Below are 21,465 nucleotides of genomic sequence, written 5' to 3'. Positions count from 1 at the left end.
TCGCCGACGAGCAGGCCGGCTCCGGTGGAATTCCCGGCAGGACGTTAGCAGCCCACCGGGATCCCGGGAGGTGGTTGCGCGGAATACCGGCTCAGGCGTAGCACTCGGCCAGGGCGCCGAACGCCGCCTTCGGTTCCCACGGCACTCCCGGGTAGCTCTCCCCCGAACCCTCCTCCAGCACCTTCACCACGCCCCAGCTCGCGAGGTCCAGGTCCACCCGGGGATCGGCCCGGTGCACCAGGCCGTAGCAGACGAACGTGCACGCGAAAGCCGCGTCGACGCCCTCCGTCTCGAAGATCTCCAGCAGCTCCCGGAAGTAGCGCGCCTGCTCCTCTTCGTCGCGGACGTAGTCACCCTTCACCCGGACGGGGACATCGCCCTCGTACTCCAGGATTTCGCCGCAGCGGGCGCCGAGGTCGGCCGCGCCGCGGTAGGGGGTCACGCCGAACTCCGTGATGGCCACCGGCTTGCCCGCCGCGACCAGGCTCCGGACGCCCTCGCGGTAGAGGTGCTCGACCTCCTTCGAGCGGTGCGCGTCCACCGAGACGATGTCGAACGGCGCCCAGTCCACCCGCTCCAGCGGCACGGCCGCATACGTGACGCGGCCGCCGAACCGCGCCCGGACCGTCTCGACCGCCCGGGCCAGGAAGGCGTTGACCCGCTCCGGGAGCCCGGCCACGAGATCCCGCGACGCCAGCAGACCGGCCAGCCGTTCCTCGAGGCCGGAGCCGGGCAGGAAACCGTGGTTGAACAGGCTCAGTTCGGCGCCGGTGACGAACACGACCTCGGCACCCGCCACCCGGAGGCGTTCGGCCCGCGCCGCGCCGTCGGCGAGGAGCTCGAGGATCTCCTCCGGGGTGCGGTCCCACGGGAACGGCGAGAACCACACCTCCAGCCCCAGCGCGGCCGCCTCGCGGGCGGCGTGCTCGATCCGGTCCAGGTCGGTGCCGATCAGCCGCACCGCCGTGCAGTGCAGGTCGTCGCGGATGATCGTCAGCTCGCGGCGGACCAGGTCCGGGTCGAACGGGCGGTTGAACCGTCCGCCGTGCTCCAGGCCGGTGTCGTAGCCGATGCCCTTGGCGCGCATGCTTCCTCCTCATTAGGGTACGGACCGTACCGTACCCTAAATGCGCTACGCTGCGGCCCATGGCCGAGAAGACCCGGCGCCGCGGCGCCGAGCTGGAGGACGCGATCCTGCGCGCCGCCGCGGACGAGCTCGCCGAGGTCGGCTACCCCGGGCTGACCATGGAACGGGTCGCGCAGCGGGCCGGCACCAACAAGAACGCGCTCTACCGCCGCTGGCCGAACCGCGCCGCGCTCGGCGTCGCCGCCTACCGGCACCTGGCCGAGGACAGGCTGAAACCCCCCGACACGGGCGAGCTCCGCGAAGACGCCCTGGCGCTGCTGCGCGCGATCAACTGCGGCCAGTCCTCCCCCGCCGCCCGGATCCTCCGCGGCCTGCTGACCGGCGTCGGCGAAGAACCGGAGCTGCGGGAACAGCTGCACGAACAGGCCGCCGAAGGCGCCGCGGCGCCGTGGCTGGAGATCCTCGACCGGGCGATCGCCCGCGGCGAGGCGCGACCGGACGCCCGCACCCCGCGTGCCGCCACCGTCGCGCTCGTGCTGCTGCGCAACGAAATCCTCACGCGCGGACTGACCACAGCGGACGACGGCGTGCTCGTCGAGATCGTCGACGAGGTCTACCTGCCGCTGGTGGGCGCGTAGATCGTCAGGCGTAGTGCCGGATCCTCGGCGGCCTGGAAGGTCGCGTAGTCGAACTCCGCCCGCTCGGGCCGGTACAGCGTCTTCCGGCCGGGTCCGCTCCGGCCGACGTCGTGGCGGTCCCACCAGGTCGCGAACTCCGGGCAGCCCGCGCGCAGCCGCGCCGCCAGCCCGGTGAACGCCGGGTCGCCGGCCCACAGGTCGTGCACGGCGCGGAACTGCGCGACCGTGTGCTCGGCCTGCGCGGCCCAGCCGGCCCCGAAGAGCCGCCGGCCGCGCTCGCCGAGCAGCAGGAAGACCAGGACGTTCCGGTCGGCCTCCGGCACCGCGCCGAAATCGGTGAACAGCTCGGCCGCCGCGGCGTTCCAGGCCAGCACGTCCCAGCGGCGGCCGGTGACGTACGCGGGCTCGGTCAGGCCCTCGACGAGCCGCCGGGTGGCCCCGGGCACCCGCTCGCGGGCGAACGGGGTCCGGACCGGGTTCAGCGCCAGGGCGCGCAGGTGGGCGCGTTCGGCGTCGTCCAGCCGCAGGGCGTCCGCGAGCGCCTCGACCGTCGCGGACGACGGGCTGACCGTCCGGCCCTGCTCGAGCCGGATGTACCAGTCGATCCCGATACCGGCCAGTTCGGCGACCTCTTCGCGGCGCAGCCCGGGGGTCCGGCGACGGCGCCGGTCGGGCAACCCGAGCGCCGCCGGGCTCAGCCGCTCGCGCCGGGACCGCAGGAACTCGCCCAGCCCGGCCCGGACCGCCTCCGGCATCACGACCTCCGCCTGGCATCCGACAGTCCCAGGATGATACCAGGCCTGGCTAGGACGCCCCGGTTCTCCGACGATCGAGCCATGAGAGCCGCGATCCTCGAAGAATTCGGAACACCCCTGGCCGTGCGCGACGTCCCCGCCCCCGTCCTGGGCACGGGCGAGGTGCTGGTCGACGTCGTCGCCGCCCCGGTGCTGCCCTACGCGGCGGAGGTGTTCCGCGGCGAGCGGAACTACCTGCTGACGCTGCCGGTCGTCCCCGGCGCCGGCGCGATCGGCCGGGTGCGCGCCACCGGCCCGGACGCGACCCGCCTGGCACCCGGCGACTGGGTGCTGTGCGACCCCACGATCCGCTCCCGCGACGACGCGCTCACCCCCGACATCACCCTGCAGGGGCTGAGCGCGCGCGGCGAAGGCGGTGTGTTCCTGCAGCGCCACTTCGGCCACGGCTCGTACGCCGAGCAGGTCCTGGTCCCGACCGAGAACGCGATCCCGGTCGGCCCGCTCGATCCCGCCGAGGCCGGGCGGTGGACCGCCCTCAGCCTCTGCCTCGTGCCGTACGGCGGGCTCCTCGCGGCGGACCTGCGGCCGGGCGAGACCGTGCTGGTCAGCGGCGCCACCGGCAACTTCGGGAGCGCGGCGGTCGCGGTGGCGCTCGCCATGGGCGCGGCGTGCGTCGTCGCGCCGGGCCGGAACGAGGCCGCTCTCGAAGACCTGGAGCGGCGCTTCGGCGCCCGCGTCCGGACCGTGCGGCTCACCGGGGACGACGACACGGCCCGCCTCCGCCGGGCCGCCCCCGGGCCGATCGACGTCGTCCTCGACCTGCTGCCGCCGTCGGCGGGCACCGCGCCCGTGCGCGCGGCGGCGATGACGGTCCGCGAGTACGGCCGGGTGGTGCTGATGGGCGGGGTCGGCATGCTCGGCGGCGACGACCTCGCCCTCCCCTACCCGTGGCTCATGCGCAACAACATCACCCTGCGCGGCCAGTGGCTGTGCCCGCGGACGGCGAACGCGAGCCTGATCGCCCTCGCCCGCGCCGGGTTGCTCGACCTGGACCGGTTCACCGTCACCGAGTTCGGACTGGACGACATCGCGAGCGCCCTCGACCACGCGGCCGGCGGCGCGGCGCGGTTCGCCCTCACCGTGGTCCGCCCGTGAGTAACGTCGAAGCGTGACCCGACTCGCCCGCCACGACAAGATCGCCGCCGCCCTGGCCGAAGCGCCCGACGACCTCCTGGCGTCCGCGCGCCCGCTCGGCACCGGGATCGGCGGGTCGACCTGGCTGCTGCAGGTGGCCGGTGAACCCGTGTTCGTGAAGCGGGTCGCCCTCACCGACGTCGAGCTGCGGCACGAAGGGTCGACCGCCGACCTCTACGGGCTGCCGCCGTGGTCCCACTACGGGGTCGGCTCCGCAGGCGGCGGGGCCTGGCGCGAGCTGGCAGCGCACCTCGCGGCCACGGGCTGGGTCCGCGACGGGGAGTGCGCGAACTTCCCGCTCCTGCACCACTGGCGGATCCTGCCCGGGCTGCGGCGGCCCCGCACCGACATCGAGCCGGACGTCGCGTTCTGGCACGGCGATCCGGGCGTCCGGCGCCGGCTGGAAGCGCTCGCCGGAGCCACCACCGACCTCGTGCTGTTCCTGGAGTACGTGCCGAGCAACCTCGCTCAATGGCTCAGCGACAACCCCAGTGGCGTGGACCTGGCCCACCGTGACCTCCGCGAGCTCACCGACTTCCTGGCCGGCCAGGGCATCCAGCACTTCGACGCGCACTTCGAGAACATCGTCACCGACGGGGAACGGCTCTACCTCACCGACTTCGGGCTCGCGGTGCTCCCGGACTTCGCGCTGTCGGCGGCCGAGGCGGAGTTCCTCGCCGACCACTCCGCGCACGACCGGGCCTACGTGCTGACCCGGCTGCACAACTGGGCCGTCCGGCACGACCTCGACGACACCGGTCTCCACCGCTATTCCGCACTCGCCGAGGTCGTGAACGACTTCTACCTCGCACTCCACACCGAAAGCCGCAAGACGCCGTACCCCCGGGACGAAATCGCTCAGCAGCTGGAGCGCGCCGGCTTGCCCGCGAACCGGTCACCGAGGTAGTTGACGACGTCACCCGCGGCGAACACCATCGTCGTCACGTGCTCGCCGAGGTAGGTGCCCCACGTGACGTCCACGCCGGCCGCGCAGTACTCGCGGCGCAGGGTCTGCGCCTGCGCCGGCGGGATGATCTCGTCGGCGCTGCCGTGGAAGAGGAAGATCGGCGCCTTCGGCGGCCGGGCGCCCAGCTCGTTCTCGGCCAGCCGTGCCTGCCACTTCGCCGTGCCGAGCGGGTTCGACGTCGTGTAGTCGGCGATGTGCCCGAAGGCGTAGCCGAACACGGCGTCGACGCAGGCGTCCTGCTGCGTCTCGTACAGCGTGCGCCCCCGCTCGTTGAGGTAGGCGGGCAGGTCCAGCTCCGGGTAGGCCGCGTCCAGGCCCAGCGCCGACAGCAGCAGGAACCCGAAGCCGACGCCGCCGTCGAGGCTCTTCGCCACCACGTCGAGGTCCGCGGGCGTGCCGCCCGCCGTGATGCCGGCGACGATCAGCTCCGGCGCGTACGACGGCGCCAACTCGCCCGCCCACGCCGCTCCCCCGCCGCCCTGCGAGTAACCGGAGAACGCGACCGGCCCACCGGCCGCCAGGCCCGCCGCCGGCAGCCGGGTGGCCGCGCGGACGGCGTCGATCACCGTGTGGCCCTCCGACCGGCCGACGACGTAGGTGTGCAGGCCGGGCGTGCCGAGGCCCTCGTAGTCGGTGATCGCGACGGCCCAGCCGCGGCTCAGCATCGCGTCGATGAACAGCGGCTTTTCGTAGTCGGGCTGGAACTTCGACGGCGCGCAGCGGTCGCCGATGCCGCGGGTGCCGCCGGCCAGCGAGACGATCGGGCGCGGCCCGCCGCCGGCCCACGGCTTGGTGGGCACCAGGACCCGGCCGGACACGGCGATCGGGGTGTCCGTCGCGGACCTCGACCGGTACAGCACCAGGTAGCCCTTGGTACTGGCCGAATCCGGCAGCGGCCGCCACCAGACGACGTCGCCGTCGGCGCCCTCGGGCAGCGGGCTGGGCGGGGTGTAGAAGGCGTTGCCGGCCGGGCCCTGCGGCGGGTCCGCGGCGGCGGCGCTCGCGGACACCGTCGAAAGCAGGGTGGCGACGACGGCCGGCAAGACCGTCCAGACAGGACTTCTGCGCACGGGAACTCCTCGTCGAGTCCGGAAGGGATCAGAAGACGCGGTCGACGTCTTCGGCGATCAGGTGGTCCAGCGCGCGCTCGGCGACCGCGGCGATGGTCATCGACGGGTTGCAGGCGGCGGTCGTCCCCGGCATCAGGGCACCGTCGAGCACGTACAGGCCGCGGTGGCCGAGCACGCGGCCCTCGAGGTCGCAGACCGCGCCCATCGAAGCGCCGCCGAGCGGGTGCCAGGTGCTGGGTACCAGCGCGGTCGTGTCGAGCAGCACGCCGAAGGGGCCGGCGATGCGGGAGATGCGTTCGTGGATGCGCGCGCTGAGCTTCGCGTCGGCGTTCGAGGGCCAGCGCAGGACGGCGTCGTCCTTCGCGGCGTCGTAGACGAACCGGCCGCGGCCCTCGCTCACGCCGTACCCGACGAGCATCGTGGTCCGCAGGTCCGGCAGCGGCGGCAGGGACGCCTGGATGACGGTGTTGGCCGTGGCGGGGTCGTCCCACTCCTTGCTGCCGTAGACCACCGGGCCGCCCTGGGGCGCGCCGAAGTCGTCGGCGAGGTTCGTCCACGTGTAGATGCGGTCGCCGTTGGTGCCCCAGCCGGCGCCGAGCGCGTCGGGCAGGTCGGGGATGTCGCCCTTCGCGCCCGCCCGCATGAGCAGCCGGGTCGTGTTCGCCGTCCCGGCCGCCATGACGAGCGCCTTCGCGAGGAGCACCTTCTTCTCCAGCACGGTTCCGCCGGTGTCGATCCGGTCGACGCGGATCTCCCAGCGGCCGTCGGGCGCCAGCGCCACGTCGGTGACGTTGTGGAGGGTCGCCACCGTGCACCGGCCGGTCGCTTCGGCGGCCGCGAGGTAGGTGACGTCGACCGAGTGCTTGCCGCCGTTGTTCACCCCGAGTGCGCAGTCGCCGTTGGTGTAGGACGGTTTCAGCTCGCCGTCGAGTTCGCGCAGCGCGTAGTCCCAGTCGATCGGCATCGGGATCTTTTCGACGCCGTAGCCCGCGTTGCGGGCGTTGCGGGCGAAGATCCGCGCGGCCCGGTAGGGCTTGCTCTCGACGAGGGCGTCCGGCGCCGTGGCGATCCCGAGCATCGCGGCGACGCGCGGGTAGTACTCGGCGTCCATGCGCGCGTAGCCGAGCTGCTCGGGGAAGCAGGCGTGGAACAGCTCGGCCGTCGGCTGCAGCGTCATGCCCTGGTAGACCAGGGAACCGCCGCCGACCCCCGCGGCGCACATCATGCTCATGCCCTGGCCGCTCACCTGTTCCAGCAGCCCGGTGTAGCGCTCGAAGGGCGGTAGCGAAGGCAATCCCGGCAGCGCCGGTGCCGAGCCGAGCCAGAAGATCCGCTTGTCGGGCGCCGACGTCGGGTGCGGGAACGTCTCGGCGTCCGGCCCGCTCGGCCAGCGCCGCCCGCGTTCGAGCACCAGCACCGGCACCCCGGCCCGCGCGAGCCGCAGGGCGGTGACCCCGCCGCCGAACCCGGAGCCGATGACGACGACCCGGTGCTCCTCCCGGGTGCTCGGCACCCGGCCCGCGCCGAGCGCGGCGGCGCCGGCGACGGCGGCCGCGCCCCGCAGGACGGTACGGCGGTTCAGGGTGCGCATGGGCGGGCTCCTCCGGCGGCGATGGTGACCGAGGGTGACTGTAGGAACCCGAACCGAGAGATGGAACGGATTGCCGGTCTCACTACTCGCGAGTAAGGTTCGACGCCATGCGCGCTGGGCGACCGTCTTCGGCCGTGCCCCGGCGCGTCGACGCCCGCCGCAACCGCGAAGCGATCCTCCGCGCCGCGGACGAGGCGTTCAGCGAAGACGCCGACGTCGCGCTGGACGAAGTCGCCCGCCGCGCGGGCCTCGGCCGGGCGACGGTCTACCGGCACTTCCCCGACCGCACGGCGCTGGCCTTCGCCGTCGCCGCGCACCACCTCGCGGTGTTGAAGAACCGGGTGCGGGGCCAGGAGCCGTTCCGCGAGCTGCTGCGCACGGTGCTGGCGATGCAGGCCCGGCGGCGCCCGCTCGTCCGGTTGTTCCGCGAGCTCCCGGAACGCAGCCGGCGGCAGTACACCCAGACGCTGATCGCGTTGCTGCGCCCGGCGTTCGAGCGGGCCCAGCGCGAGGGCAGCGTGCGGGCGGACCTCGAACCGGCGGACCTGGCGCTGCTGTTCGAAATGCACGAGGCCGCACTGGTGGCGGGCCCGGCACCGCGGGAGCGATCGGAACCGGCGCAGCGGCTGGTGCGGGTCTTCCTGGACGGCCTCGCCGGAGCCCGCGACCCGGCGAACTGAGGCTTGTCGATCCGGCCGCCGAGGCGGCCACGGCCGCGTCCTGCACCTGCACGGCGGAACCGCCGGCGCTGCCCGCGGGCGTCACGACCGCGTCCGTCACGGTGACCGACGGCGGGACCACGCTCGCCGGGCCCGCAGGCCGGAGCCGCTGGGTGTTCTGGCACGACGGCGTCCCCAGCTGGTGCCCACGCCGAACAGGCTGGTCACCTCGACGGGATCAACGCGGCGCGGGACGCGGCCGGCGACATCGGTGGGCCTGTCCGTCCACAGCGGACGGTCAGCCCGGCGGCCCCGTCAGCAACGCCTCCGCGCACTTGCGGAACGCGGCCACCAACCGGCTCCGGTCGCCGGCGCGGGACGCCACCGCCACCTGGCTCGGCGAGACGTCCACCAGCGGCACCGTCGTCAGGTCCGGGCGGACGTTGGTGGCGTTCCCCGGCGCGGCGGGGATGATCGCCACCGCCTGGCCGCTCGCCACCAGCTCCAGCTTGTCCTCCACCGCGGTGATGAACGGGCCGTCCGGGGCCGGGCGGCCGTCGGGGCGGGGGTCGACGCGCCAGAACGCGTCCCACTCCGCGTCCGAGGCGCGCGGCAGGGGCTCGTCGGCGATGTCGTCGAGCGACACCGATTCCTTGCCCGCCAGGCGGTGGTCGCGCGGGATCAGGAGCACGCGGGGCTCGTCGTAGAGCACCGTCACGTGCAGGCCCGCCGCCGGGAACGGCAGCCGGAGCACCGCCGCGTCGACGCGGTGCTCCAGCAAGGCCGTGTGGGCGCCGCCCCAGTTCAGGTGCTGCGTGCGGACCTCGGCGCCGGGGTGGCGGCGGCGCAGCTCGCGCACCACCGGCGTGATGATCAGGTTCGCCGTGTACCCGACGGTGATCCGGCTGGGCCGGGCGACCGCCCGCGCGTGCGCGGCCGCCCCGGCCGCCGACCGCAGCACCTCGACGGCGAGCGGCAGGAACGCCTCGCCGGCTTCGGTGAGCCGGGTGCCCTGCGGCGTGCGGTCCAGCAGGCGCGCGCCCACCTGCTGCTCCAGCCGGTTGATCTGCCGGCTCAGCGACGACTGCGTCAGGTGCAGCTCGGCGGCGGCGCGGCCGAAGTGCCGGTGCTCGGCGACGACGGCGAAGCCGCGCACCAGGCGGAGATCGAGATCCGGTTCGGGCATGGCGCCAGCGTAGCGGCTCGACCTGCGGTGATGCACGAACCGCGTCACGCTTCGCGAAACATTCATTGGACCCGGCACCCTCGGCGCCGCCACGGTGGAAGGACCAGACCGTTCTTCCCAGGAGTACCCCACCATGCGTGTTTTCGTCACCGGCGCCACCGGCTTCATCGGCAGCGTCGTCGTCCGCGAGCTGCTCGACGCGGGTCACCAGGTCCTCGGCCTCGCCCGCTCGGACGCCTCCGCCGCGGCGCTCGAAGCCGCCGGGGCCGGCGTGCACCGCGGCTCGCTCGACGACCTCGAGAGCCTGCGGGCCGGCGCGGCCGGCTCCGACGGCGTCATCCACCTCGCCTTCAACCACGACATCGCCTTCACCCGGTTCGAAGCCGCGGCCCGGGAGGACCGGCGGGCGATCGAGGCACTGGGCGAAGCGCTCGCGGGTTCCGGGCGGCCCCTGGTCGTCACCTCCGGCACGGCCGGCGCCGCGCCCGGCCGGGTCGTGACCGAGGACATGACGCCCGACCCCGCGGCGATCACCTCGCCCCGCTTCGGCACCGAGACGGTGGCGCTCGCGTTCGCCGGCCGCGGTGTGCGGGTCTCGGTGCTGCGCCTGCCCCCGAGCGTCCACGGCCAAACCGACCAGGGCTTCGTGTCCTGGATCATCGACGTCGCCCGCGCGAAGGGCGTCTCGGCCTACCCCGGCGACGGCGCCCAACGCTGGCCCGCGGTCCACCGCCTCGACGCGGCGCGGCTGTTCCGCCTCGCCCTGGAAACGGCGTCCGCGGGAACGCGGCTGCACGCGATCGGCGACGAGGCCATCCCGGTCCGGCAGCTCGCCGAGGTGATCGGGCGCCACCTGGACGTGCCGGTGACGTCGATCCCGGCGGAAGCGGCGTACGACCACTTCGGGTTCGTGGGCGCCGTCCTCACGCTCGACATCCCGGCTTCGGCCGAGCGGACGCGCCAGGAGTTCGACTGGCGCCCCGAGCGGCCGGGGCTCGTCGAAGACCTCGAGGCCGGGCACTACTTCGAGGCGGGCGTGCGATGACGGACCTGGGACCGGTCGGCGTCTACCTGCCGATCTCGTTCACCGAGCTGCCTTCCGCCGCCGGTCAGCGGGAAACCGCGCAACGCCTCGAGCGCGCCGGGTACCGGACCGTCTGGACGAACGAGGTCGTCGGCGGGAAGGACGCCCTCGTGCAGCTGGCGCTCCTGCTGGCCGCGACCGAACGGCTGAAGTTCGGCACCGGCATCGCGAACGTCTGGGCCCGGGAACCGCAGACGCTGCACGCCGCCGCGGCCCAGCTCGCCGAGGCCTACCCGGGCCGGCTGGTGCTCGGCGTCGGGGCCGGCCACCCCGAGCAGGCCGCCGCCGTCGGCCGCGAGTACGGCAGTCCGCTGAAGACGGTGCGCGACTACGTGACCCGGATGGACGCGCAGACGTGGCCGGCCGCACCCGCGGCGGAGTACCCGCGCATCCTCGGCGCGAACGGGCCGAAGATGCTGGCGCTGGCCGCCGAGATCGCCGACGGCGCCTTCCCGGCGAACCAGCCGCCGTCGCTCACGGCCGAGGCCCGCGCGACGCTCGGCCCCGGCAAGCTGCTCGTGGCCGGCCTGTCCGTGGTCACCGGCGACGTCGAGGCGGCACGCGAGTCGGTGGCGGCGAGCCTCGGCCTGGAGTGGTACCGGAAATCGGTGCGGCGCCTGGGTTTCGCGCCGGACGACGTCGCCGGGATCACCGACGCGACGGTGGCCTACGGCGGCCCGGAGGCCATCGCGGCCAAGGTGCGCGAACACCTCACCGCGGGCGCGGACCACGTCGTCCTCCTGCCCCCGCCCACCACCGACGCCGCAGACCTGGAACGGCTCGCACCCGCGTTCGGCGGGCTCGGGTAGGCCGAACACGGCCCGGCATCGCCGCTCACGCAGCCGTCGGCCACCGCGCGCAGCTCCGGGGCCGAGCCGGGCACCGCTCCGCGCGCCGGTGCCCGTCGGCTTGACCTCGCCGGTGGTGCGGTCCGATGCCGGTCGAGTTCGTCTTCCGGCGAAGCTCGAGCGGGGCGAAGCCGCCCGCGACCCGCCTTCCGGCCCTTGACCCCTCGGCACCACAGACTTAGAGTCAGCGTGCTCCCCGGGATGTTAACGTTAACATCTTCCCGGCCCGACGCGCTCCGAAGGAACCGACAACGATGAAGTTGTTCTCCCCGCGCCGTTTCGGCGTCGTGCTGGCCGTCGTGGCCACGCTCGTCCCCCTCGGCCTCTCCCCCGGCGCCGGAGCGGCGTCGTCACCCGCCGCCGAAGCCGGCGTGCGTGCCGCCGCCGCCACGCTCTCCGTGCCCGGCGTCGACGACGTCCGCGGCAACCTCACCCTGCCCCCCACCACCCCCGACGGCGCCGGCGTCGCCTGGACGTCGTCCGCGCCCGCCGTGATCACGCCGACCGGTGAGGTCACCCGGCCGCCGACCGGCGCGGCGCCCGCGAAGGTCGTCCTGACCGCGAAGGTCAGCCTCGGCCGCGAGAGCACGACCCGGCGGTTCACCGCCACCGTCGTCCCCAAGCCGGCCCAGGAACCCCTGGCGGGCTACAGCTTCTTCTACTTCACCGGCGAAGGCACCTCCAACGGCGAGCAGATCTACTCGGCGCTCAGCAAGGGCAACGACCCGCTGAACTGGTCCGAGCTCAACAACGGCCAGCCGGTGCTCAAGTCGAGCCTCGGCGAACTGGGCGTGCGCGACCCGTTCATCCTGCGCTCCCCCGACGGCGACAAGTTCTACCTGCTCGCCACCGACCTGCGGATCTACGACGGCCGCGGGTGGGACGCCGCCCAGCGCAGCGGCAGCCGGTCGATCATGGTCTGGGAGTCCACCGACCTCGCGCACTGGTCGCGCCAGCGCAGTGTGCAGGTGTCCCCGCCCACCGCCGGGAACACCTGGGCCCCGGAAGCCTTCTGGGACGCCAAACGCGGGAACTACGTCGTCTACTGGGCGTCGAAGCTCTACGCGGAGAACGACCCGGACCACACCGGGGACACCTACAACCGGATGATGTACGCGACCACGCGCGACTTCGTCACCTTCAGCGCGCCCCAGGTGTGGATCGACCCGGGTTACTCGGTGATCGACTCGACGATCATCCAGGACAAGGGCACCTACTACCGGTTCACCAAGGACGAGCGCAACAACACGTCGTCGACGCCGTGCAGCAAGTTCATCACCGAGGAGAAGTCCACCGACCTGCTCGACCCGCACTACGCCTTCGTCGCCGACTGCCTCGGCAAGGCGACGGCGACCAGCCCCGGCCTCTCCGCGGGCGAAGGGCCGACCGGGTTCAAGTCCAACACCGAGAACAAGTGGTACCTGTTCATCGACGAATTCGGCGGCCGCGGCTACGTCCCGTTCGAGAGCACCGATCCCGCCTCCGGCAAGTGGACGATGTCGACCGGCGCGCACCTGCCCGCGTCGCCGCGGCACGGCACCGTCCTGCCGGTCACGCAGGCGGAGATGAACCGGCTCAGCGCTCCCCCGGCGCCCGCGAAGGCCGACCCGGACGGCCTCGTCGCGCACTGGCCGCTCGACGCGAAGGCCGGCCAGGTCGCCGTCGACGCCACCGGGCACGGCTACGACGGCGCCCTCGCCGGTGACGTCTCCTGGGCCGGCGGCTCGCTGGCCTTCGGCGGGAAGAACGGGCACGTCCAGCTGCCGAACAACCTGCTGACCGGCGCCGCCGCGGCGACGGTGTCGGCCGACGTCCTGGTCGATCCGAACCAGCAGACGCCGTACTTCCTGTGGGGCCTGGGCAACACGGCGAAGGACGGCACGGGGAGCGGCTACCTGTTCACCACCGGGGGCACCGCGAGCGGCGGCGTGCGCGGCGCCATCGCGACCGGGAACTGGACGACCGAGCAGGCGGCCGGAGCCGGCGGGCTTCCCCGCGGGGTCTGGAAGAACGTCGCCCTGACCGTCGGTGGCGGTGTCGAGGTGCTCTACGTGGACGGCGTCGAAGTCGCCCGCAACCCGAACGCCACCATCAAGCCGTCGGACCTCGGTGGCGGCGTCACGGCGGCGAACTACCTCGGCCGCTCGGTGTACGCGAGCGACAAGACCCTGACCGGCAGGATGAAGGACGTGCGGCTCTACAACCGGGCGCTGTCCGGCCCCGAGGTGGCCACCCTCCCGTCGAACAGCACCACGATCCGGTCGGTGCAGCTCGACGCGCTCAAGGTGCCCGCCGTCATCGACGCCGGGGCCGGGACGGTCGTCCTGCCCGTGCGGCCGGGCACCGACCTGCGCAGGCTCGCGCCGAAGTTCGGCCTGGCGCCGGGCGCGACCGTCAAGCCGGACAACGGGAAGACGGTCGACCTCAGCTCGCCGAAGCAGTTCACGGTCACCGGCGCGGGCGGCGACCGTCGCGTGTGGACGGTCGAGGCGCACGAGATGCGCAGCCCGGTGCTGCCGGGCTACCAGGCCGATCCGAACATCGTCGCGTTCGGCGACACGTACTACCTGTACCCGACCACCGACGGCTTCGACGGCTGGAGCGGCACGAAGTTCTCGGCGTGGTCGTCGAAGAACCTCGTCGACTGGAAGGACGAGGGGGTCATCCTCGACCTCGGCAAGGACGTCGCCTGGGCCGACAAGAACGCCTGGGCGCCGACGATCGCCGAGCACAACGGGAAGTACTATTTCTACTTCTGCGCCGAAGCCAAGATCGGCGTCGCGGTGAGCGACTCCCCGACCGGCCCGTTCGTCGACTCCGGCCGGCCCCTGATCGCGAAGAACCCGGACGGCGGCCAGGCGATCGACCCGGCGGTGTTCGTCGACCACACCGGGCAGCCGTACCTGTACTGGGGCAACGGGAACGCCTACGTCGTCCCGCTGAACGACGACATGGTGTCCTACGACCCGGCGAAGATCACCCGCCTCACCGGCCTCGACGGCTTCCGCGAGGGCCTGTTCATGGTCGAGCGGAAGGGCACGTACTACCTCAGCTGGTCGATCGACGACACCCGCAGCGAGGACTACCGCGTCGGGTACGCGACGGCGACGAGCCCGGCCGGGCCGTTCACCAACCGCGGCCTGATCCTGAGCAAGGACGCCCACCTCGGCGTCCTCGGCACCGGGCACAGCTCGATGCTGCGGGTCCCGGGCACCGACGACTGGTACCTGGCCTACCACCGCTTCGGCATGCCGGGCGGAGACGGGACGCACCGCGAAACGACGATCGACAAGCTGACCTTCCGTCCCGACGGCACGATCGCGCCGGTGACGCCGACCCTGGAAAGCGTGCGGCCGCAGCGGATCCCGCGGCCCTGCGGGGCGATCCGCTTCAGCTGACCCGGCGCACCCGTCCGTGACGGCCACCTCGGAGGACTCGCCGGGGTGGCCTTCCCGGCGTCACTTGATGCGGTGAGACGGAGATCACCAGCGCGCGCGTTTACCCCAGCTCGGCCCGGGTAAACGTCCTCCGTTCAGGTCTGTTCGCCGCTTCCGCCCAGGAGTCGTTTGATGACCAGCGTCCTGACCGACGGCCTCGAAAGCTCGCGCCCGGTCCCCGTGCCGCGCCGCCGTCCGGTTGCCTCCGACGCGCTCACCGAACTCGGCCGCCTCGCCGCGCTGGCCGAGCTCGCCCGGCGTTCTTCGCCGTCCCTCATGCACCACGCGATCCTCGCCGGCACCGCGCCCGCCACGGTGGCGGCGGCCGCGAAGATCGACGTCGCCGAGGCGCACATCCGCTGGCACGAGTGGGCCGACGCGGCGGTCGGCCGCGACGAGTACCTCCGCGTGCACACCGCGTTCGCCGAAGCCGTCATCGCCCGTCACGAAGCTTTCGAGGAAGACCTGTGAAGACCGAAGAGACGACGCTGGCCGACCTGGCCGCGCTGGGCCAGGCCGCGACCGAGCTGCTCGCCCAGATCACCGAGCAGCTGGCGACCGCCGCGTCACGACGCTGAAACCGGCCAGCGGCGCCAGACCGCCACGTGCAGGATCACCGCCAGGCTGAGCGCGTTCAACGTCGTGTGCGTCGTCCACCCGGCGACCAGCCGGTCCGGCACCCCGGTCCCGCGCGCCACCAGCGGGACGAGCCACAGCAGCGCCGCCGTCAGCAACGCCGCCAGCACCAGGACGGTGCCGCGGCCCGGCACCGGCGTCAGCCGGATCCCGGGCCAGGCCTCGAACAGCATCGCCACCACGAGCACCGACGCGATGACCGCGCCCGCGACCGGCGCGGTCCAGTCCCGCGGGAGCGCGAAGTAACCCGCCCAGGCGCAGGCGACGACCGCGGTGTGCGCCGACGCCAGCCGGACCGCGCGCCGCCGGATCCGGGCGAACGGCCAGCCGCGCAACGCCACGTACCAGACCATCTGCCCGGCACCCAGCACCGCGAACCACGCGCCGTAGTCCTCGCCCGGCACCAGGCCGGTCCCGACCAGGCCGCGGTACAGCGCCCACCCGGCGACCCAGCACACCGCCAGGGCGGCGACGCCCGGCCAGCGCACGCCCCGGCCCCGCAGCGGCCAGCCCTCACCGACCAGCGTCACCTGCAGCACCAGGGTGAAGATGCCCGCCGCGAGCGGCACGGAAGCCGCCCCGGTGACGGCCCGGCCGAGCAGCGTCAGCGCCGCTCCCCCCGCCACCACCAGCGCCGTGTCGGAGAGACCGGGCCAGCCGCCGCGCAGGAGGCTGCCCGGCCAGTCCTCCCACCAGAACGCGATCACCGCGACGATCGGCAGCGCGAACGTGACCGGCGGTCCGAGCACCTCCAGCGAGCGCGCCGGGCCACCGGCGCCCGCCGCGAGCAGCGCGGCCACCGGCAGGACGAACGCCAGGCCGAGCAGCCCTCGCCGGGGCTGCGCCCGGCGCGCGTCGGCCAGGGCTTCCGGGCTCAGCGCGTCCGGGCGGCAGACCGCCGGGCGGTCGTCGAGCTGCTGGTCAGAGGACGTCATCGACGCGGATCGGCAGCCGGTGGTGGCGCCGTCCGGTGGCGTGGTGGACGGCGTTCGCCACGGCCGCCGCGACGCCGACCATCGCGACCTCGCCGAGCCCCTTCACCCCGACCGGGTTGAACAGCAGGTCGGGCTCGTCCACGAAGTCGACGTCGATGCGGTGGACGTCGGCGTTGACCATGACCGGGTACTCCTCGAGCGTGGAGTTGAGGAAGCCGCCGAACCGGTCGTCGACGAGGCTCTCCTCGCGCAACGCCCCGCCGATGCCCCACACCACGCCGCCGCGGACCTGACTGGCGGCGGTGACCGGGCTGGCCACGCGCCCGCAGTCGACGACGCTGACGACCCGCGGGACCCGGATCCGGCACGTCGTCGGCTCCACGCGGACCTCGACGAAGTGCGCGACCCAGCTGAAAGTGCTGAATCCGGGGTAGACCGGCCCGGCGATGGCCAGGTGCCCGGACTTCGACCGGTCGACCACCTCGGGGGCCTGGCCGGCCGCGACCGTGGCCACCTCGACCTCCACCGGGTGCCCGGCGCGCCCGACGGCCGCGGCGACGTCGACGTCGCCGGTGTCCGCGGCGTTCAGGTGCTTGCGCAGCTCCCGCAGTCCCGAGTGGACGGCGGGCAGCGCGGTCGCGGTGCCCCACGAACCGGCCGTGAGGTGCTGCGGCGCGAAGCGGGTGTCGCCGACGCGGACCTCGACGTTCCCCACCGGGACGCCGAGGTCGCCGGCCACCAGCAGGGCGATCGCCGAGCGGATGCCCTGGCCCATTTCGTGGCCGTCGACGCCGACCGTCACGCAGCCGTCGGCGGTGGCGGTCAGGTGCGCGACGGCGGGCGCGGCGTGGCCCGGGTAGTTGCCCGCGGCGACGCCCCAGCCGATCAGCGAGCCGTCGTCGGCGCGCATCGAGCCGGGCACCGGGTCGCGGTCCGCCCAGCCGAACTTCTCCGCGCCGCGGCGGAGGCATTCGGCGAGGAAGCGGGTGGAGAACGGCCGTCCGGTCACCGGGTCGGTCATCGTGTCGTTGGCCAGCCGCAGCGCCACCGGGTCCTGGCCGGTGGCGTAGGCGAGCTCGTCGACGGCCGACTCGAACGCGAACATCGCCGAGCTTTCGAACGGCGCCCGCATGTACCCCGGGGTCTGGACGTCGGTCTGCACCAGGCGGTGCCGGCCGCGGAACGCCGGGAAGCCGTACAGGCGCGCGGTGACCTCGGTGTGCATCGCCGGGAACAGGTCGTGCCGGGAGGTCTGCTGGTCGACCTCGTGCACGGCGGCGAGGATCCTGCCGGACTCGTCGGCACCGAGGCGGACGCGGTGGCGGGTGGCCGGGCGGAAGCTGCCGTTGTGGAAGGTCTGGGTGCGGGCCAGCACGAGCTTGACCGGCCGGCCCAGGCGCCGCGCCACCAGTGCGAGGGGGCCCAGGTGCGGCTGGAGCGAGTTCTTCTGGCCGAAGCCCCCGCCGACGTACGGCGAGCGCACCTCGATGTGCGCCGGGTCGAGGCCGAGCTGCTGGGCGAGCCCGGCGCGGACCGCGGCCGCGTTCTGGGTGCCCTCGTGGACGACGAGCGTGTCGCCCCGCCACTCGACGACACCGCCGTTGAGCTCCATCGGGACCGCGTGCTGGGCCGCGTGCTCGTACGTGCCTTCGATCCGCACCGGGCTCGCGTCGACCGCCGCGTCGGCGTCGCCGACCTTGATGTCGGCGAGGAACGGCAGCGGGATCGCCTCTTCCTGCACGAGGGTGGTCGCGCCCTCGGCGTCCAGGTGGACGGCGAAGGGCTCGGTCTCGTACTCGGCGGTGACGAGCTCGGCGGCTTCGGTCGCGGCGACCAGGGTGTCCGCCACGACCAGGGCGATCGGCTGGCCGCGGTAGGCGATGTGGTCGTCCACCAGCGGCTGCAGGCTCTGGAAGGAGAAGCCGCCACCCATGATGAACCCGGGTCCGCCCAGCTCGTCGGCCTCGAACCGGGTCACGACGAGCAGGACGCCGGGCACGGCTTCCGCCGCGGAGGTGTCCACCCGGGACACCCGGCCGCGGGCGATGCGGGCCAGGGCGAGGGTCGCGTAGGCGACGCCGTCCGGGACGCGGTCGGTGCCGTAGGCGGCCCGGCCGGTGACCTTCTCGTAGGCGTCCACACGGCGCGTGTCGGCGGTCATCGGGTGGCTCTCTCCCCGGCCATGCGCACGGCGTCGGCGACGGTGCGGATGCCCAATTCGACTCGGAATCCGTTGTAGGTGCCCGGCCGCGCGCCGGCGAAGGCGATCTCGCCGGCGTGCCGGGCGGCCTCCGGCGTCAGCGGGCCACCGCGCAGGACGCGTTCGGCCTCCTCCGCCCGCCAGGGCCGGGTGGCGACGCCGCCGAGCGCGATCCGGCAGTCGCCGACGACGCCGTCTTCCACGGTCAGCGCGACCGCCGCCGACGCGAGGGCGAAGGCGTAGGACTCGCGGTCGCGGATCTTCAGGTAGACGGACCCGCGGCCCGCGGGCGTCGACGGCACCCGGATGCGCAGGAGCAGCTCGTCGGGGTCGAGGACGTGTTCGCGTGTCGGGTCGTCCCCCGGCTCGACGTGCAGGTCCTGCAACGGCACCGTGCGTTCCCCGCGCGGGCCGACGACGTCGACGACGGCGTCGAAGGCGAGCAGCGCGATCGCCCAGTCGCCCGGGTAGGTCGCGATGCAGGCGTCGCTGGTGCCGAGCAGGGCGTGGGTGCGGTCGTGGCCTTCGCGCGCCGCGCAGCCGCTGCCGGGTTCGCGCTTGTTGCACGGGAACTCCGGGCCGCCGCGGAAGTACCCGCACCGGGTGCGCTGCAGCAGGTTCCCGCCGACGGTGGCCATGTTGCGCAGCTGCTGGGACGCGGCGCGCCACAGCGATTCGGACAGGGCCGGGTAGCCGTCGCGGACGGCCGGGTGGTCGGCGACGTCGGCCATCCGGGCGCCGGCGCCGAAGGACAGCTCGTCGTCGCCGGCGTCGATGGTGGTCAGCTCGGGCAGCCGGTGCACGTCGACGACGGCGGGCGGGGTCTCGATGCCGAGCTTCATGAGGTCGTAGAGCGTCGTGCCGCCGGCGAGGACCTTGGTGCCGGGGACGGCGTCGCGGAGGGCGTCGACGGCATCGGCGAGGCTGCCGGGCGCGACGTAGGCGAAGGGACGCCTCAGCCCTCCTTGGTGGCTTCGGCGGCCTGCCGGACGGCGGCGACGATGCCGACGTAGGCACCGCAGCGGCAGAGGTTGCCGCTCAGGTACTCGCGGATCTGGTCGTCGTCGCCCGCGTGGCCCTCGGCGATGCAGGCGAGCCCGGACATGATCTGGCCGGGCGTGCAGTAGCCGCACTGGAGCGCGTCGTTGTCGACGAACGCCTGCTGCAGCGGGTGCAGCGCGCCGTCCGGGCCGGTGACGCCTTCGATGGTGGTGACGTCCTGCCCGGCGGCCTGCACGGCGGGGGTCAGGCAGGACACCACGCGCCGCCCGGCCAGGTGCACCGTGCAGGCACCGCAGTGGCCCTGGTCGCAGCCCTTCTTGGTGCCGGTCAGGCCGAGCCGTTCGCGCAGCACGTCGAGCAGCGACTCCCGCGGATCGAGCCGGAGCCGGACGGCTTCGCCGTTCACGGTCGCTTCGACGGTGGTTTCTGGAGTGGACACGCGGCGACGCTAACCCGCCCGCGGGCGGGGGCGCCTTCCCGTGGTTGCTGCCCGGGCCGCCGTTTATTGCGCCTGGTGCGCCGGGAGCCTCAGCCGCGTACGGCGAGCCGGTACGCCGACGGCGATTGTCCGATTTGGGCGCGAAAGGCCGAAGCGAACCGCGACGGCGTCGCGAAACCGCACACCTGGGCGATCTCCGTGACCGACAGGTCGCCCCGCTCCAGGTGGCGGCACGCCCGTTCGACGCGGATCCGCGTGAGGAAGCGGTACGGCGTCTGGCCGGTCGCCGTCTTGAACACGCGCAGGAAGTGGAACGGGCTCAGCTCCGCCGCGGCCGCCATGTCGGCCAGCGTCAGCGGGAGGTGGTGGTTCTCCCGGATGAACCGGACGGCCCGGCCGGTCCGCAGTTCCTCGCGGCCGGGCTCGCGCGACGGGGGCGCCACCGCGTGGCGGGTGAGCAGGTGGACCGCCAGGAACGTGGCCGCCGACTCGGCGTAGAGCTCGTCGGTGCCGGCGAGCGCCGCCGCCCCCAGCGCCTCGGCCACGGACGCCAGCACAGGGTCCTCGACGGAGAGGGCGTCCGGCCGGCCGAGCCGGTCCGCGTCCTTGCCCCACAGTTCGAGCGCGGTGCGGTCCATCAGGGCGCCGGGGAGGTGGACGTGCGTCGTCAGCGTGCGGCCGGGCCCGCGCCAGCGGATCCGGGTCGGGTGGCCGGGCGCGGTCAGGCCGATCGAGCCCGGGCCGTAGCCCGCCTGGTGCCACCGCGCGCCGTGCCGCGACTCGATCGTCGTGGTCCCCGCGCTGACCAGCACGATCGTCTGGTCGGTAGCGGGCGGCAGGTCGAGCTCGGCCTCTTCGGCGTTGTCCAGCAGCCGCACGAGCAGGGCGGACCAGCCGTTGTCCCGGCGGCTGCACAACCGCACCCGGGCAGCGGACCCCGGATCGAACGTCAACGCCTCGGACACGCGGCTCCATGGTCATCTCGGCCGGACTCCTGTCGACACTAACAGCGGACCCCGCCGCCGACGACGTCCCGAAATTCACCGCTTGGGTTCGAATTTGAACACCGGGTACGGTGGTGGCATGGGTCGTACGCGGTGGCTGAGTGCCGAGGAGAAGCGGGCCTGGACCGCGTTCCGCACCACCGCCACCCTGCTCCACCAGCGGCTGGACCAGCAGCTCAAGCGCGACGCCGGCCTGTCCCACCTGCAGTACGAGATCCTCGCCCGGCTGGGCGCGGCCCCGGAGCGGGAGCTGCGGATGGCCGAGCTGGCCTGCGCGGTGTCGAACTCCAAAAGCGGGGTGACCTACCAGATCGGCCGGCTGGAGCAGGCGGGCCACGTGCGCCGGCGCACCTGCGAGAGCGACGTCCGCGCCGTCTGGGCCGTGCTCACCGACGCGGGCGCGGACGTGCTGGAGCGGGCCACGCCCGGCCACGTCGCCCTGGTGCGCGAACTGCTCGTCGACGTCCTCACCCCGGACCAGCTGCACGCGCTGGCGGACGGGCTCGGCGAGGCGAACCACCGCATGCTGGCGGGCGAGGACTGCGTCGAGGCGAGCCCGCACCGCCGGGAGACGTCGCACCCGTAGCTCCCCGCGTTGTCCCGCGACGGATCGCCTTCCGCCAAGGCCGCGCCCCGGCGCACCCAGGTGACCTGTGTCACTTTCCCCGCCGATCCCCCGGGATTCCGGAACCCGTTCCGCGCCGCCCGCGAACAGCAGATGACACTGGCCGGA

19 protein-coding genes are annotated in these 21,465 nt (G+C 73.7%); 9 read left to right on the top strand and 10 right to left on the bottom strand.

Annotated features, from left to right (window positions below):
- Positions 1-91 precede the first annotated feature (91 nt).
- A complete protein-coding gene (locus ACH54P_RS00750; RefSeq protein WP_489910335.1) occupies positions 92-1,087 on the bottom strand; it encodes a glycoside hydrolase family 113 protein in 996 nt (331 codons plus the stop codon).
- A gap of 59 nt (positions 1,088-1,146) precedes the next feature.
- On the opposite strand from ACH54P_RS00750, the gene ACH54P_RS00745 reads away from it, so the two are divergent.
- On the top strand, positions 1,147-1,725 hold the full coding sequence (locus ACH54P_RS00745; RefSeq protein ID WP_489910334.1) for a TetR/AcrR family transcriptional regulator: 579 nt from the start codon (positions 1,147-1,149) through the stop codon (positions 1,723-1,725).
- On the opposite strand, the gene ACH54P_RS00740 is transcribed toward ACH54P_RS00745, so the two are convergent.
- A complete protein-coding gene (locus ACH54P_RS00740) occupies positions 1,701-2,480 on the bottom strand; it encodes a helix-turn-helix transcriptional regulator (RefSeq protein WP_489910333.1) in 780 nt (259 codons plus the stop codon). The two genes, ACH54P_RS00745 and ACH54P_RS00740, sit on opposite strands and share 25 nt — an antisense overlap.
- Before the next feature lie 81 nt (positions 2,481-2,561).
- Between ACH54P_RS00740 and ACH54P_RS00735 the strand changes: the two genes are divergently transcribed.
- Positions 2,562-3,635: an alcohol dehydrogenase catalytic domain-containing protein gene (locus ACH54P_RS00735; RefSeq protein ID WP_489910332.1), complete on the top strand. Its 1,074-nt coding sequence runs from the start codon at positions 2,562-2,564 to the stop codon at positions 3,633-3,635.
- A gap of 13 nt (positions 3,636-3,648) precedes the next feature.
- Positions 3,649-4,581 carry a hypothetical protein gene (locus ACH54P_RS00730; RefSeq protein WP_489910331.1) on the top strand — a complete coding sequence of 311 codons (933 nt, stop codon included), beginning with the start codon at positions 3,649-3,651 and terminating at the stop codon, positions 4,579-4,581.
- Here the strand turns inward: ACH54P_RS00730 and ACH54P_RS00725 are convergent.
- The gene (locus tag ACH54P_RS00725; RefSeq protein WP_489910330.1) at positions 4,533-5,711 is read right to left on the bottom strand and encodes a lipase family protein; all 1,179 of its coding nucleotides are present in this window, start codon (positions 5,709-5,711) and stop codon (positions 4,533-4,535) included. The genes ACH54P_RS00730 and ACH54P_RS00725 overlap by 49 nt on opposite strands.
- Before the next feature lie 28 nt (positions 5,712-5,739).
- The gene (locus tag ACH54P_RS00720) at positions 5,740-7,302 is read right to left on the bottom strand and encodes a GMC oxidoreductase (protein ID WP_489910329.1); all 1,563 of its coding nucleotides are present in this window, start codon (positions 7,300-7,302) and stop codon (positions 5,740-5,742) included.
- A gap of 107 nt (positions 7,303-7,409) precedes the next feature.
- Between ACH54P_RS00720 and ACH54P_RS00715 the strand changes: the two genes are divergently transcribed.
- Positions 7,410-7,982 carry a TetR family transcriptional regulator gene (locus ACH54P_RS00715; RefSeq protein ID WP_489910328.1) on the top strand — a complete coding sequence of 191 codons (573 nt, stop codon included), beginning with the start codon at positions 7,410-7,412 and terminating at the stop codon, positions 7,980-7,982.
- Positions 7,983-8,259: 277 nt separating this feature from the next.
- On the opposite strand, the gene ACH54P_RS00710 is transcribed toward ACH54P_RS00715, so the two are convergent.
- Entirely contained in the window at positions 8,260-9,147 is an 888-nt protein-coding gene (locus tag ACH54P_RS00710) for a LysR family transcriptional regulator (RefSeq protein WP_489910327.1), read from the bottom strand.
- A gap of 133 nt (positions 9,148-9,280) precedes the next feature.
- On the opposite strand from ACH54P_RS00710, the gene ACH54P_RS00705 reads away from it, so the two are divergent.
- The 4 genes from ACH54P_RS00705 (at position 9,281) to ACH54P_RS00690 (ending at position 14,987) form a co-directional block, all read left to right on the top strand.
- Positions 9,281-10,192, top strand: coding sequence for an SDR family oxidoreductase (locus tag ACH54P_RS00705; protein WP_489910326.1), 912 nt, complete (start codon positions 9,281-9,283; stop codon positions 10,190-10,192).
- The gene (locus ACH54P_RS00700) at positions 10,189-11,040 is read left to right on the top strand and encodes an LLM class flavin-dependent oxidoreductase (RefSeq protein WP_489910325.1); all 852 of its coding nucleotides are present in this window, start codon (positions 10,189-10,191) and stop codon (positions 11,038-11,040) included. The genes ACH54P_RS00705 and ACH54P_RS00700 overlap by 4 nt, the downstream gene beginning before the upstream one ends.
- A 293-nt stretch (positions 11,041-11,333) precedes the next feature.
- Complete coding sequence (locus tag ACH54P_RS00695) at positions 11,334-14,477, top strand: family 43 glycosylhydrolase (RefSeq protein WP_489910324.1); 3,144 nt, start codon at positions 11,334-11,336, stop codon at positions 14,475-14,477.
- Between the two features lie 171 nt (positions 14,478-14,648).
- Entirely contained in the window at positions 14,649-14,987 is a 339-nt protein-coding gene (locus ACH54P_RS00690) for a hypothetical protein (RefSeq protein ID WP_364454109.1), read from the top strand.
- Positions 14,988-15,082: 95 nt separating this feature from the next.
- On the opposite strand, the gene ACH54P_RS00685 is transcribed toward ACH54P_RS00690, so the two are convergent.
- From ACH54P_RS00685 to ACH54P_RS00665, 5 genes are all read right to left on the bottom strand, one after another.
- On the bottom strand, positions 15,083-16,087 hold the full coding sequence (locus ACH54P_RS00685) for a hypothetical protein (RefSeq protein ID WP_489910323.1): 1,005 nt from the start codon (positions 16,085-16,087) through the stop codon (positions 15,083-15,085).
- On the bottom strand, positions 16,074-18,248 hold the full coding sequence (locus ACH54P_RS00680; RefSeq protein WP_489910322.1) for a xanthine dehydrogenase family protein molybdopterin-binding subunit: 2,175 nt from the start codon (positions 18,246-18,248) through the stop codon (positions 16,074-16,076). The genes ACH54P_RS00685 and ACH54P_RS00680 overlap by 14 nt, the downstream gene beginning before the upstream one ends.
- The gene (locus ACH54P_RS00675; protein ID WP_489917075.1) at positions 18,245-19,246 is read right to left on the bottom strand and encodes an FAD binding domain-containing protein; all 1,002 of its coding nucleotides are present in this window, start codon (positions 19,244-19,246) and stop codon (positions 18,245-18,247) included. The genes ACH54P_RS00680 and ACH54P_RS00675 overlap by 4 nt, the downstream gene beginning before the upstream one ends.
- Positions 19,243-19,728, bottom strand: a complete 486-nt coding sequence (locus tag ACH54P_RS00670) for a (2Fe-2S)-binding protein (protein ID WP_489910321.1) — start codon at positions 19,726-19,728, stop codon at positions 19,243-19,245. The genes ACH54P_RS00675 and ACH54P_RS00670 overlap by 4 nt, the downstream gene beginning before the upstream one ends.
- A gap of 89 nt (positions 19,729-19,817) precedes the next feature.
- Positions 19,818-20,693, bottom strand: coding sequence for a helix-turn-helix domain-containing protein (locus ACH54P_RS00665; protein WP_489910320.1), 876 nt, complete (start codon positions 20,691-20,693; stop codon positions 19,818-19,820).
- A 118-nt stretch (positions 20,694-20,811) separates the two neighbouring features.
- On the opposite strand from ACH54P_RS00665, the gene ACH54P_RS00660 reads away from it, so the two are divergent.
- Positions 20,812-21,318, top strand: a complete 507-nt coding sequence (locus tag ACH54P_RS00660) for a MarR family winged helix-turn-helix transcriptional regulator (RefSeq protein ID WP_489910319.1) — start codon at positions 20,812-20,814, stop codon at positions 21,316-21,318.
- The last annotated feature ends 147 nt before the right edge of the window (positions 21,319-21,465 follow it).

This window comes from Amycolatopsis sp. N2S4-7, assembly GCF_058119595.1.
The sequence above is the reverse complement of the archived record's forward strand: the minus strand, read 5'-3'. Positions and strand labels throughout refer to the sequence as shown.